This is a genomic window from Inquilinus sp. 2KB_23, assembly GCF_052115705.1.
GTDB lineage: Bacteria > Pseudomonadota > Alphaproteobacteria > DSM-16000 > Inquilinaceae > Inquilinus > Inquilinus ginsengisoli_A.
On sequence record NZ_JBFRHF010000001.1, the window covers coordinates 297,542 to 311,482 of the forward strand.

Annotated in this window: 10 protein-coding genes; 9 read left to right on the forward strand and 1 reads right to left on the reverse strand. The window is 67.1% G+C overall.

Translation table 11 applies throughout. The annotated features are described in order from the left end of the window. The first annotated feature begins 168 nt into the window (after positions 1-168). From pdxR to katG, 7 genes are all read left to right on the forward strand, one after another. The gene (gene pdxR, locus AB4112_RS01335; RefSeq protein WP_309801459.1) at positions 169-1,590 is read left to right on the forward strand and encodes a MocR-like pyridoxine biosynthesis transcription factor PdxR; all 1,422 of its coding nucleotides are present in this window, start codon (positions 169-171) and stop codon (positions 1,588-1,590) included. Between the two features lie 124 nt (positions 1,591-1,714). Beyond that, a complete protein-coding gene (locus tag AB4112_RS01340; RefSeq protein ID WP_309801461.1) occupies positions 1,715-2,170 on the forward strand; it encodes a carboxymuconolactone decarboxylase family protein in 456 nt (151 codons plus the stop codon). A 208-nt stretch (positions 2,171-2,378) separates the two neighbouring features. Further along, positions 2,379-2,699, forward strand: a complete 321-nt coding sequence (locus tag AB4112_RS01345) for a DMT family transporter (RefSeq protein ID WP_309801462.1) — start codon at positions 2,379-2,381, stop codon at positions 2,697-2,699. Between the two features lie 505 nt (positions 2,700-3,204). Further along, on the forward strand, positions 3,205-4,851 hold the full coding sequence (locus tag AB4112_RS01350; protein ID WP_309801463.1) for a tyrosinase family protein: 1,647 nt from the start codon (positions 3,205-3,207) through the stop codon (positions 4,849-4,851). 4 nt (positions 4,852-4,855) lie between these two features. Continuing rightward, a complete protein-coding gene (locus tag AB4112_RS01355; RefSeq protein WP_309801464.1) occupies positions 4,856-5,230 on the forward strand; it encodes a hypothetical protein in 375 nt (124 codons plus the stop codon). Positions 5,231-5,299: 69 nt separating this feature from the next. Further along, positions 5,300-7,330, forward strand: a complete 2,031-nt coding sequence (locus AB4112_RS01360) for a multicopper oxidase family protein (RefSeq protein ID WP_309801465.1) — start codon at positions 5,300-5,302, stop codon at positions 7,328-7,330. Between the two features lie 232 nt (positions 7,331-7,562). Continuing rightward, positions 7,563-9,740, forward strand: a complete 2,178-nt coding sequence (gene katG, locus AB4112_RS01365; protein ID WP_309801466.1) for a catalase/peroxidase HPI — start codon at positions 7,563-7,565, stop codon at positions 9,738-9,740. 121 nt (positions 9,741-9,861) lie between these two features. On the opposite strand, the gene AB4112_RS01370 is transcribed toward katG, so the two are convergent. Then, positions 9,862-12,498 (reverse strand): PAS-domain containing protein, encoded by a 2,637-nt coding sequence (locus tag AB4112_RS01370; protein WP_441716729.1) that lies wholly within the window; start codon positions 12,496-12,498, stop codon positions 9,862-9,864. A 196-nt stretch (positions 12,499-12,694) separates the two neighbouring features. Between AB4112_RS01370 and AB4112_RS01375 the strand changes: the two genes are divergently transcribed. Beyond that, the gene (locus AB4112_RS01375) at positions 12,695-13,081 is read left to right on the forward strand and encodes a hypothetical protein (protein ID WP_309801468.1); all 387 of its coding nucleotides are present in this window, start codon (positions 12,695-12,697) and stop codon (positions 13,079-13,081) included. A gap of 136 nt (positions 13,082-13,217) precedes the next feature. Then, positions 13,218-13,925 (forward strand): response regulator, encoded by a 708-nt coding sequence (locus tag AB4112_RS01380; protein WP_309801469.1) that lies wholly within the window; start codon positions 13,218-13,220, stop codon positions 13,923-13,925. The last annotated feature ends 16 nt before the right edge of the window (positions 13,926-13,941 follow it).

The window sequence follows — 13,941 nt, forward strand, 5'->3', positions numbered from 1 at the left end:
GGTTTCCTGATGTCGCCGGCCGGCCGCCACGCGAGAAGTCCTCAATCTACGGGCTGGATGGCCCATGCCCCAGATCCATGAACCGACATTGAAACTGGTCCATGATGGCCATCGCCCAGTCGCGCATGGTACAGTCGGCTTTGGCCCATCCACAAAGTTGACTGGTCCATGGCCGCCCTGAAGCCCAGCAGCATCCCGCCATTGGATCCCGCCGCGACCGCACCGTTCTACCGGCAGATCTACGATCGGTTCCGCGGCGCCATCACCAGCGGGGTGTTGAAGCCGGGCGACCGCATCCCCTCAGCCAGGGCGCTGACCAAGGAACTGGGCCTGGCGCGGGGCACGATCGAGACGGCCTATTCCCTGCTGGCCGCGGAGGGCTACATCCAGGCCCGTGGCCAGGCGGGCACCATCGTGACGCCGGGCCTCGAACCAGGGGCGGCTGTCGCCAGCACGGTGCTGCCATCCGACCGCGGCAGCGCCGTGACCAGCTTCCGTCCGGATTCGATCCTGCCGTTCCAGATGGGCTTGCCGGCGCTGGATGCGTTTCCCCGCAAGATCTGGGCCCGCCTGGGCGCGCGATGCGTCCGCGCCCTGCAGCCCTCCGGCATGGTCCATCCCCCCGTCCACGGCCTGCCGGCCCTGCGCGCCGAGATCGCCGCCTATCTCCAGCTGTCGCGCGGGATCAGCTGCTCGCCCTCCCAGATCTTCGTGACCTCGGGGTACCGCAACACCATCGAGCTGATCGCCCATGCCCTGCTGAAGGCAGGGGATCGCGTCTGGCTCGAAGATCCGGGATACCCGCCGACGCGGGAGCTGCTGGGCCATATGCGGATCGCGGGCGTCTCGGTGCCGGTGGACCGGGACGGCATGGTGGTTTCCGACGGGATCAAGCGGGCGCCGCGGGCGCGTGCGGCCGTGGTCACGCCGGCGCATCAGAGCCCGCTCTGCGTGTCCCTGTCCTTGCCGCGGCGGCTGGCGCTGCTGGACTGGGCGGCGCGGACCGACGCCTGGATCATCGAGGACGATTACGACGGCGAATACCGCTATGTCAGCCGCCCCCTGCCGGCGTTGAAGAGCCTGGATCGCGACGGGCGCGTGCTCTATGCCGGCACCTTCAGCAAGGTGCTGCTGCCGAGCATCCGGCTGGCCTATCTCGTGGTGCCGGACTCGCAGGTCGAGCGGTTCGAGCAGATCACCCAGGCCTTTGCCGGGGGCAGCCCCGAGCTGACGCAGACCATCGTCGCCGCCTTCATCAAGGAAGGGCATTTCGCGCGCCATATCCAGCGGATGCGGAAGCTCTATGCCGAGCGTCGGGACGCGACCGCAGCGGGGCTGGAAAGCGTGCTGGGGAAGCACATGCCGATCGATTCCCAGCCGGGGGGCATGCACCTGATCCTGCGGCTGCAGGGCCGGCAGTCGGACCGCGGGCTGGTCGCGCGCATGCGGGAAGATGGCCTGTACGGGGAAGCCCTGACCGATTGGACGGCGGGCGGCGATGGCCCGTCGGCCTTGCTTCTCAACTTCACGAACATCGACTCCCGGGGCACCGCCGAGGCCTTCGGACGGCGCATCCTGGCGCTGCTTTGACCGCGGCTGCGGCCCTCCCAGGGGTGATCATGGCCTAGTGCTGAAGCCGGTTTATGGCCCTTCTCGAATAGGCCAAGACGCATCACGTTTGGGATCCTTCAATCAGTTAGAGATGAGGATCATCGTGAGCAATCGCATCGACTACGCCAAGGCTTCGCCCGAGGGTTACAAGGCTTTCGGCGGGGTGTACGTCACCGTTCAGAGAAGCGGCCTGCCGAAAGAGCTGGTCAACCTCGTCTATCTCCGGGTTTCGCTGATCAATGGCTGTGCGTTCTGCATCGATATGCATTCGCGCGACCTGCTCAAATCCGGCCTAGCGGTGGAAAAGCTCGTGCTGGTGCCGGTGTGGCACGACGCGGGCGAAGTCTTCAATCGCCGCGAACGGGCCGCGCTGGCCTGGGCGGAAACCGTGACCCGCGTGTCCGAAACCGGCGTTCCCGATGCCGACTACGAGGCGGCGGCTGCCGAGTTCAACGACAAGGAACTCGCCGACCTGACCTATGCGATCAGCCTGATGAACGCCTTCAATCGCTTCGGGATCGCGTTCCGTTCCACCCCAGCTGCCGCTGCCAAAGCTTGAAACACCCCATTGGCGGGCGCTCAGCGCAGGACGACGTCCCGTCGCAGGCGCTCGCCTCCCCATGTGGCGGCCGGGTCTGAAGCCTTCCCGGCTGACATTCGCGTCAGCGGATCGAACCGGCTGCGGTTCCCTCGCCTGACATGGCTCCCACCCCCCAACAGCTCGCCCGGCCGCAAGGCCCGGCGAGTCCTTGAACGGATCTGTCACAATGGCATGGATACTCCTGAGCATCGCCGGCCTTCTCGAAATCGCATTCGCCCTCAGCATGAAGTCGTCCGAAGGCTTCACGCGATGGATACCGGGGCTGCTGACGGTCGCCACCGGCGTGTCGAGCGTCTTTCTGCTTTCACTCTCGCTCCGCACGCTGCCGGTCGGCACCGGCTACGCGGTCTGGACCGGCATCGGCGCGGCCGGCACCGTGATTCTGGGCATGGCGCTGCTGGGCGACTCGGTTGCGCCGATGCGGGTGCTCTGCATCGCCCTCATTCTGGCCGGCGTCATCGGGCTCAAGCTGGTCTCGAGCGCATGAGGTCAAGACCGGATCCTTAAAACGAGAGAAGGTCTCCTTTGTCGCGCTTCGGTGATAAGAAGGAATTTCGTGATAATTAGTGAAATTTTATCTTTATATTCGGATGCGCAATAGGAATTGCAATTCTGGACAGAATTGGGAATAGTGTCTCTCAGAGTGCGTCGTTTCGTGAGACCCGATATTTTCCTCGCGGAGATACGGCTCCTAATCTGATGTTAAGCAGATCTTTCAGATGATTGCTGGATATTTTAATATATAGATTTTTGCAGTAAAAGAGTTATTGCAGATATAGTTTATTTCAAAAGCAATTAATAAAAGGAATGTAAAGTAGATAACATCAAACGTTATAGATGAGGTGGTGCAGTTTCACCATCTCGTATTACAGTATTCGAAGAATCGGCGATTCAGATTTTGAATATGCCCGGTCAGATGGTCGATAAATTCGGATTGCCTCTTCTCAATTTCAGATTATTGGGGGATCGATATGGATAACTCGGGATTCCATTTGTCGCGTCGTGACGTTCTGGTGGCCGCCGCCGTGACGGCCGGTGCAGCGGCCATTCCGCTCAGGCCATCGCGGGCCGCCGCGAAATTCACCCGCCCCAATGTCACCAGCGAGGCCGGCCAGAAGATGCTGGCCATCTACGCCAAAGGCGTGGAGGCGATGCTGAAGCTGCCGGCGGACCATCCGCACAACTGGTTCCGCAACGCCTTCGTGCACATGATGGACTGCCCGCACGGCAACTGGTGGTTCTATGTCTGGCACCGCGGCTACATCGGATATTTCGAGCAGACCATCCGCACCGTGACCAAGGAGGACAGCTTCGTTCTGCCCTATTGGGACTGGACCCAGCTGCCGCAGATTCCGGACGGGATGTTCGACGACTGCCTGACGCCGTCGAGCGCCCCCTTCCTGCCCTATACCGGCAGCGTGACGGCGTTCACCAACTTCATGAAGCCGGCCCTGACGACGTACTGGAGCGGCTTCTCGCCCGCCCAACTCGCGCAACAGGCCAAGCGGGGCTACAAGAAACTCGACGATGTCTGGAGCGACATCCTCGGCTATGCCATGTGCGATGGCAATCCGGTGCCGATCTCCCAGAACCAGGCATTCGTCATCACCGGCGGCGCGCGCTACCTGACGCGCGACAACCCGAAGCTGGACGACAAGACCGCCGCCAATGTCGAGATCGACAAGATCCTCGGGGGGCTGTCGCCCGAGGGGTTCAACGTCACCGAGCAGAACGGCGACACCGACGCCGTCAACAGCTTCACCAGCTCGCACACGAAGTCGCATCACGTCCCGCCGCCCGGCAGGACCGTGTTCTCCACGCTCGAGGGCTTTCCGCACAACAAGGTCCACAACTACATCGGCGGCTACGGCTCCCTTCCGGATTCGGATCTGCAGCCGGGTCCCTTCGGCAACATGACCAACAACCTGTCGCCGGTCGACCCGATCTTCTTCCTGCATCACGCCAACATGGACCGGCTGTGGGACGTCTGGACGCGGAAGCAGGTGGCGATGGGCCTGTCGCCCAACCCGTCGGATGCGGACAAGACGGACTATTTCGGCGAGCCGTTCCTGTTCTTCATCGACGGCAAGGGCGATCCGATCGTCGCCGGCAAGGCCGAGGATTATTTCGACAAGGCCGTGTTCGACTACGACTACGAGCCGGGGTCGGGGGAACAGATCATCCCGCAGACGAGCGTGGCGAACGCCGAACCGCTGCCACTGATCCGCAGCGCCGTGGCCGCCAACATCGCGACGCTCACCGTGCCGCGCGCGGCGGTCCAGGGCCATCTGGCCGCCGGCCAGGCCCGGCTGCTGGTCGCGGCGGTGACGATGAGCCGGCCGATGGAGCTGGCCGGGCCGCGCGAGTTCGACGTGCTGGTCAACGCGCCCGAGGGCGTCACCCATGTCTCGGCCGACAGCCCCTATTATGCTGGCACCTTCGCCCTGTTCGGCGCGCCGATGCCGGGCATGCACATGCATGGGGACCTGACCTTCTCGGTGCCGCTGCCGCGGAGGCTGCAGGCCTTCACCGCCCTCGCCGCGGGGGCGGATGCAAAGCTGCAGATCCGGGTGGTGCCGTCCCATGGCGAAGACAAGCGGGCCGTCGTGCTCAAGGCCGTCTCGCTGTCCGTGCGGTAGGGCGATGCCGCGCTCCGCCGCCGCGGCCCTGCTCGCGATCCTGGTGCTCGGCGGCGGGCACGCGGCGGCGCAGGAGCGGACGCTGCCCCTGCCGCCGTCGTTCCGGCCGGGCGAGACTGCCTGGATCGAGCTGGAGGTCGGCCCGGTCGGCCGGCGGGAGGTCACCATTGCGACGGCGGCGGGCCGGATCATCGGCGTGATCTCGCCCTTCGGCCCGCGCGCCGGTGAGACCGCTGGGGTCTACGCGCTGCCCCTGCCGGCGGAGGCGATCGCGGATGGGCATGTGACCATCCGGCTGACGATCACCCAGACCGGCGGGGCGGCGCGGGCTCCGACCGAGCAGGAGGTTCCGCGCGTCACGGTGCGCATCGGCCCCTGACCGGCCGGCGCGCCCCGTGGGGCGGGATGTTTTGAGATTTCGATATTCGAACAATTTTCGGAGGATGATATGGCTGTCACGACCAAGATCCCCATCGCACGTCTTCTGCTCGCCGGGCTGGCCCTGGCCGCCTTCGGCGCGATCCCGGCCTCGGCGCAACAGACCACGGAGCGCCTGATCAGCAACCCCCGGGTGCTGGGCGCGGGGATCGCACCGGAGAGCCTGACGCCGACGGTGCGGGCGCTGCCGCATGAAAGGGTGCTGGACCTCAACATCGTCTACACGCCGGGAAAGATCTACAACCCGGCGACGGGCCGCGAAGACGAGGTGTATCTGCGCAGCTACAACGGCACGGATGTCAATCCGGACACCCCCTACGTCTCGCCGACGATCGAGGCCGTGCCGGGCGACACGATCCGGGTCAACCTGGACAACCAGTTGCCGGCCGACCCGAGCTGCACGGCCGACGATCACGGTCATAACGGGCCGCATTGCTTCAACGGCACCAACCTGCACACCCACGGGCTGTGGGTGAACCCGGCGGGCAATGGCGACAACGTGCTGCTGTCGATCAACCCCGGCGTCAAGTTCCAGTACGAATACAACATCCCGGGCGACCATCCGGCGGGGACGTTCTGGTACCACACCCACCGCCACGGCTCGACCGCGCTGCAGGTCTCCAGCGGCATGGCCGGGGCGCTGATCATCCGCGGCAACCGGCAGCCGACTCCCACGAAGACTGGCGATCTCGACACGCTGCTGGATGGGTTGACGGACCGGGTGCTGGTGTTCCAGCAGATCCAGTATGCCTGCCGCAACCCGGATGGATCGATCAAGCGAACCAATCCTCCGGAAGACAAGACCTATCGCTGCGACCCCGGCGATGTCGGCAAGATCGAAAACTACGACCTGTTCTCCCCGGGGCAATGGCCCGAATCGGGGCGCTACACCTCGATCAACGGCGAGGTCCTGCCGACCTTCAAGGCCACACAGGGGCAGCTCGAGCGCTGGCGGATGATCCACGGCGGCGTGCGCGACACGATCAGCCTCCGGATCGTGAAGATGAGGCCCACGGCCCGGCTCGCCGCGACATTCAGCGCGGCGCAGGCCCAGGCCTTCATCCAGGAATCCTGCAGCGACGCGGGCATTACCCATTATCGGGTCGCGGCGGACGGGCTGACCCTGGCGCAGGCGCAGGCCTCGAACCTCACGGTCTTCCAGCCCGGCTACCGCTGGGATGAGGTGGTGATGTTCCCGGAGGCGGGCCGCTACTGCCTGATCGACGCCTCCTCCCCGGCGGCGGGGTCGGTCAACGGCGACAGCCCCAACCCGTCGCTGCTCGGCTTCGTCGATGTCGAGCCGGGCACGGCGCCGCCCGCGGACTACACCAACTATGTCAGGGACGCCCTGGTGGCCCAGGCCGACGCCAAGATGCCGGATGATGTCAAGGCAACGGTGGTCGCCGATCTCAAGGCCGGCCTCAAGCTGTCCAAGTTCGTCCCTCATCCGGATATCGCGGACAGCGAGGTCACCGGCCAGCAGGAGCTGACCTTCTTCATCGACACCAGCACCGACGACACCAAGTTCGAGGTGAGCAACACCCTGGACGAGAAGCAGGCCGAACCCTACGACCCCACGCGGCTGGACCGGGCGCTCAAGCTGGGCGGGGTGGACGAGTGGACGCTGCAATCGCATTTCGTCAGCCACCCGTTCCACATCCACGTCAATCCGTTCCAGGTCGTCTCGATCATCGATCCCAAGGGCGTCGATGTCAGCGTCCCGGGGGCCATCGACAACAACGGCGGCCAGCCGGGGGTGGCCGATCCTCAGTATCCTGGCTTGAAGGGCGTCTGGAAGGACACGCTCTGGATCAAGAGTCTGCTGCCGAGCGACCCGAAGGGCCTCTATACGATCAAGATCCGGACCCGCTATCAGCGTTACATCGGCGAGTTCGTGCTGCACTGCCACATCCTCGATCATGAGGATGGCGGCATGATGCAGAACGTCGCGATCGTGCTGCCGGACGGGGATGTCGCCGACGTGGCCGAGGGGGCGTCGCCGCTCCAGCTCCAGGGTGGGCATATGCAGCACATGCCCTGAGCGAGCCGGGCGGCGTCTTCATCCTCCTTGGGAGGTGAAACGTCTCGCGCAACTGAAGAGGAATCGGCGGCTTCGGCCGCCGATTCCATTTCGAGGCGGCGGCGGTCGAGACCCTGACCACAGGATGTCCGCCGCGTGCCAAAGCGTCGCTATGCCGACCTCTATTCCCCCGCGGGCAAAGGGTCGTATAGTTTAGAACGACTCAAAACTGAGCAACGCCAACGGAGGGAACATGGCCAGCGAAAGCAAATGCCCGGTTGCGGGCGGGACCCGCGGGCACACCAATCGTGACTGGTGGCCGGACCAGTTGAACCTTTCGGTGCTCCACCTGCACTCCGCCCTGTCCGACCCGATGGGCGAATCCTTCGATTACGCCAAGGAATTCAAGACCCTAGACCTGAACGCGGTGATCAACGACCTGAAGGCCGTGATGACCGATTCGCAGGAATGGTGGCCGGCCGATTTCGGCCATTACGGCGGCCTGTTCATCCGCATGGCCTGGCACAGCGCCGGCACCTACCGCATCGGCGACGGCCGCGGCGGCGGCGGGCGGGGTCAGCAGCGCTTCGCGCCGTTGAACAGCTGGCCGGACAACGGCAATCTCGACAAGGCGCGCCGGCTGCTGTGGCCGGTCAAGCAGAAATACGGCCGCAAGCTCTCCTGGGCCGACCTGCTGATCCTGACCGGCAACGTCGCGCTCGAGTCGATGGGCTTCAAGACCTTCGGCTTCGCCGGCGGCCGTCCCGACACCTGGGAGCCCGACCAGGACATCTTCTGGGGCCCCGAGGGCAAGTGGCTGGGCGATGAGCGCTACAGCGGCGACCGCGAGCTGCAGGGCCATCTCGGCGCCGTGCAGATGGGCCTGATCTACGTCAATCCGGAAGGCCCGAACGGCAACCCGGACCCGGTGGCCGCGGCCCGTGACATCCGCGAGACCTTCGCCCGCATGGCGATGAACGACGAGGAGACGGTCGCCCTGATCGCCGGCGGCCACAGCTTCGGCAAGACCCATGGCGCCGGCGACGCCGCCCATGTCGGCAAGGAGCCGGAAGGCTCCGACATCGTCAACCAGGGCCTGGGCTGGATGAGCAGCCATGGCAGCGGCATCGCCGGCGATGCGATCACCAGCGGCCTGGAGGTGACCTGGACCTCGACGCCGACCCGGTGGAGCCACGAGTTCTTCAAGAACCTGTTCGAATATGAATGGGAGCTGACCAAGAGCCCGGCCGGCGCCCATCAGTGGACGCCGAAGAACGGCGCCGGCGCCGGCACGGTCCCGGACGCCCACGACCCGTCGAAGCGCCATGCGCCGGGCATGCTGACCACCGACCTGTCGCTGCGCTTCGACCCCGCCTATGAGAAGATCTCGCGGCGCTTCTACGAGCATCCGGAGCAGTTTGCCGACGCCTTCGCCCGCGCCTGGTTCAAGCTGACCCATCGCGACATGGGCCCGCGCGCCCGGTATCTCGGCCCGCTGGTGCCGCAGGAGATCCTGCCCTGGCAGGACCCGGTGCCGGCGGTCGACCATCCGCTGGTCGACGCGTCGGACATCGCGGCACTGAAGGCGAAGGTGCTCGCCTCCGGCCTCACCGTGCCCCAGCTGGTCTCGACGGCCTGGGCGTCGGCCTCGACCTTCCGCGGTTCCGACAAGCGCGGCGGCGCCAATGGCGCGCGCATCCGCCTGGCGCCGCAGAAGGACTGGGCGGTCAACCAGCCGCAGCAGCTGGCGACGGTGCTCGCCAAGCTGGGGGAGATCCAGGCGGCGTTCAACGCCTCGGCCCCCGGCGGCAAGAAGATCTCGCTGGCCGACCTGATCGTCCTCGCTGGTGGCGCGGCGGTCGAGAAGGCGGCGAAGGATGCCGGGCAGGACGTGCAGGTGCCCTTCACCCCGGGCCGTACCGACGCGACGGAGGAGCACACCGACGCCGCCTCCTTCGCGCCGCTCGAGCCGAAGGCCGATGGGTTCCGCAACTATCTCGGCAATGCGCAGGGCCTGCCGCCCGAGGAGCTGCTGGTCGACCGGGCGCAGCTGCTGACGCTGACGGCGCCCGAGCTGACCGTCCTCGTCGGCGGTCTACGCGTGCTGGGCGCCAATGCCGGAAACTCCCCGCATGGCGTCTTCACCAAGCGGCCGGGGGTGCTGACCAACGACTTCTTCGTCAACCTGCTCGACATGGGCACGAAGTGGCACCCGTCCGCGGACGAGCACGGCGTGTTCCAGGGCCGGGACCGGAAGACGGAAGAGCCCAAGTGGACGGCGACGCGCGTCGACCTGATCTTCGGGTCGCATTCGCAGCTGCGGGCGCTGGCCGAGGTCTATGGCGGCTCCGACGCGCAGGCGCAGTTCGCGAAGGACTTCGTCGCGGCCTGGACCAAGGTGATGAACCTCGACCGGTTCGACATCGCCTGATGTCGGCGGCGGATCCCCGGCGGTCGACGCCGGGGATCCGCTCCTGCAGCGTGGCGCCGGCCAGGATGGGCACGAACGGGCGAAAGCGGGCCCGTTGGCTCTGGAGAAGCTTGGCGCCGCTTCAGTCAGCCCGGCCTTCGGCTGCGCCGGGCGCGACCAGGGGCAGGATCACGGTGAAGCGGGTGCCGTGGCCGGGTGTGGAGTCGACCGTGATCTGCCCGCCCAGGCTCGCGGTCACCAGGTTGTAGACGATGTGCAGGCCCAGGCCGCTGCCCTCCGCCCCCCGCTTGGTGGTGAAGAACGGGTCGAAGATCCGGCCGATGGTCTCGGGCGGGATGCCGGCCCCGTCATCGGCGAAGCCCAGGATCACCTGGCCCGGCTCCGGCCCCGGCGCCACAGTCAGCGCCACGGTGCCCGGCGCGCCGGTCGGGAAGGCATGGGCCAGGGCGTTGATCACCAGGTTGGTGACGATCTGCGAGAGGGCGCCCGGGAAGCTGTCCATGGTGATGCCGGCCGGGCTGCGCAGCGTCACCCGGTGCGGCGTGCGCCGGTAGTTCGGGGCCAGGCTCGTGATCACGCCTTCGAGATAGGTCGCGAGGTCGAAGGTCCGGCGCTCGGCGCTGGTCTGGTCGACCGCGACCTGCTTGAACTCGCGAATCAGGGCGGCCGCGCGCTCCAGGTTCGACAGCAGCAGTCGCGACACCTCGCCGGCGCGGTCGACGAAGCGCTCCAGCTCCGAGCGCCGGATCTGGCCACCGGCCACGATCTCGGCGAAGGCGCGGGCCCGTTCCTCAAGATGCGACGCCGCGCTCAGGGCGGTCCCCACCGGCGTGTTGATCTCATGGGCCACGCCGGCCACCAGCTGCGCCAGCGACGCCATCTTCTCGGCCTGCACCAGGTCGGCCTGGGTCCGGCGCAGGTCGGCGACGGTGCCCTGCAGCTCCTCGGCGACCCGGGCGTACTGCGCCGTCCGGTCCTCGACCCGGCGCTCCAGGTCGGCGGCGCTGCGCCGCAGCTCCTCATCCATCCGGCCACGCTCGATCGCGGCGCCGATCAGGCTGGCCGCCGATTTCAGCACGTCGATCTCATCGGCGCGCCACGACCGCTCTTCCTCGCGGATGTCGTCGAACCCCATGGTGCCCCACCAGCGCCCGCCGAACAGGATCGGCACCTTGAGGTTCGAACGCACGCCCTGGCGCCGCAGCTCCCTCTGCTCCAGCTCGCTGCCGAGATTCCAGCCGCTCAGCGCGGCCATGCCGGTCATGCGCTCGTCGATCAGCGCCTGCAGCACAGCTGGGTCGTCGGGCAGCGGATGGTCATGCATCTGCGGGTCGTCGATCAGCGCCGGCACGCCCTCGGCCACCCATTCATAGCTGTAGCGGCTGGTCAGGCGACCGCCCGGCAGGTCCTGGACCTCGAAGATATAGGTCCGGTCGGTGCCGGTGGCGCGGCCCAGCCGGGCCAGCATCTCCTGGATGCCGGCGCGCCAGGTGCTGCGCCCGATGATCTGGGTCGCGGCATAGCCGATCGCGTCCAGCATGGCGGTGCGGCGGGCGTCGTCCGCCAGCGTCGCGGCCAGCCGCCTCTCGCTGTCGCCCAGCGCCGCCTCGCGCCGCTTGATGTCGGTGATGTCGACATGGATGCCGACGATGCCGCCCTCATGGGTCGGGCGCTCGGTCATGCGCACCCAGCGGCCATCCGCCAGTGGCAGGTCCAGCGGCGCCGAGTCGCCGCGATGGTGCCGCAGCCGCCGCCGCATCCAGTCGACCACGTTGTCCGCATCGGCATAGAGGCCGCGGGCGATGGCGGTCTCGACCAGCGTGCGGAAGGCGGTGCCGGCCGCGATCTCGCCGTCGCCGATCCCGTACAGCCGGCGATAGGCGCTGTTCGACAGCACCAGCCGGTCCTCGGCGTCGAACAGCACGAAGCCGTCATGGATCGACTCGATGGCGTCGGTCATCCGCAGGCGCAGCCCGTCCAGCTCGGCCTGGGCATCGATGCGGACGGTCACGTCCTGCCAGATCATCACCACGCCGCCATCGTCCTGGCGCCGCTCCTCGTATTGCAGCCAGCGCCCGTCACGGTCGCGCAGCACCGCCGGTTCGCGCGGGGCCGCGTCCGGCTGGGGCATGGCCAGCAGCCGCTCGGCCCGCGCCGCCTCCCCCGGGGCCAGGACGGAATCGGCCAGCAGCCGGATGTGGTCGCCCCGGGTGCTGCCGGACCGGAACTGCCCCACCAGCGCCGGGAACAGCACGCTGGCGGCGCGATTGGCGGTCTGGAACGTGCCGTCGCCGGCATAGCGGATCAGGCCGACATCGACCGCGGTGATCGCCTCTTTCATCGCGCCGCTGTCATGGCGCGACGTCACGTCGGTGAAGATCTTGAGCAGCCGGCCGTCGGCCAGGCGCCTGACCTCGAGCGACAGCCACCGCCCATCCTTGCACTGCCGGGTGTAAGAGCTAGGCGGGTTGCGGTGGCGCTCCAGCGCGGCGGCGACGTGGCGGTCGATGAAGGGGCGTTCGGCCGGCTCCAGATGGGTCTCGAAGAAGCGGCGCACCGTCTCCTTCAAGGGCAGGCCCGGGCGCAGCAGATCGGCTTCCTCGGGAAACAGCGTCAGATAGGTGTCGTTCCAGGCCAGGAGGCGGTCCTCGGCATCGAGCACGCAGATGCCGGCGCCGAGCACGGCGGCAATGGCATCGAGCACCGGATCCAGGGCGGGGTTCGGCGCCTGTGTTCCCGATCGGCTGGCCGCGGTCAAGCTTGTTCCCATCCCTCCGCCCGCGCCGTCGATCCGATCGGGGCGACACGATTATGGCCGCGGGGCGATCCGCCCCCCTGACGCGATACAGACGATACCAAAAACCCGGCGCCGCGACATGAGCCTGATACCGGGGTGGCAGATCATCTCGTCATCGGCCGGTCGGTCCGGTGCCGATCAAACAGGGAGCATCCTCATGTTTCGCAACATCTTCACCAGCATGGCCCTGGCCGTCACGATCCTGCTGGGCGCGATCCTGGCGTCCCCGCACCTCGCGATGGCCCAGGGCGCGGTGACCGGGACCTACAGCGTCGCCGGCACCAACCCGACCGGCAGCCACTATGCCGGCACCGCCGTGGTCGAAGCGACCGGGGACACCTATGTCGTGACCTGGACGGTGGCCGGCGACACCTCGGTCGGCCGCGGCGTCTTCCTCGGCACCACCCTGGCGGTCGGCGGCATCCTCGGCAAGGGCGGCTTCGTCTTCGCCATGTCGCCGAAGGGCGCCAATCTCGAAGGCATCTGGGCCGACATGGAGAATGGCACGAAGCTGGGCGGCGAGATCTGGACCCGCATCAAGTAGGCGATGGCCGGTGATCGCCGAATTGCTATCCCGCACAGCGCCTCGGCGCTGTGCGGCGCCGCGAGACATGGCATACTGGGCAATGCTGGGCCCGTCCGGAATGGCTCTTGGCCGCGCCCTGCCAGAGATCGAGCGGATGAGTCAGCCCCATATCGCGGTCGTCGACGACGATGCCTTCCAGCGGCGGGTGCTCGAGGAATATCTGACGCGGCAGGGCTATCGCGTGACCGGGGTCGAGGGCGGGGCCGAACTGCGCAAGCTGCTGGCCCGACGCAATCCGCTGGACCTCGTCCTGCTCGATGTCCACATGCCGGGTGAGGACGGCTTCGCGGTGGCCCGCTTTCTGCGGGAACGCGGCAATGTCGCGATCATCATGGTGACGGCCGCCACCGACACGGTCGACCGCGTGGTCGGGCTGGAGACCGGCGCCGACGACTACGTCACCAAGCCCTATGAGCCTCGCGAGCTGGTGGCGCGGATCAAGAGTGTGCTGCGCCGGTCCGGTGGGCGCGCCAATACGGCCCCGGACGGATGCCTGCGCTTCGGGCGCTGCATCCTCGACCTGGCGGCCCGCCGGTTGACGACGCTGGAGGGCGACGGCGTCGCCCTGGCGGCATCGGAGTTCGCGCTGCTGAAGGTGTTCGCCCAGCATCCGAACCAGGTCCTCAGCCGGGACCGCCTGCTGGACCTGACCAGCAACCGGGAGATGGAGCCGTTCGATCGCTCGATCGACCTGCGGATCACGCGGATCCGCCGCAAGATCGAGATGGACCCCACCAAGCCCGAGGTGATCCGGACCGTGCGGGGCGCCGGGTACATGTTCGCGCCGGATCCGGGATACTGAGCCCGGTCGCGCGATG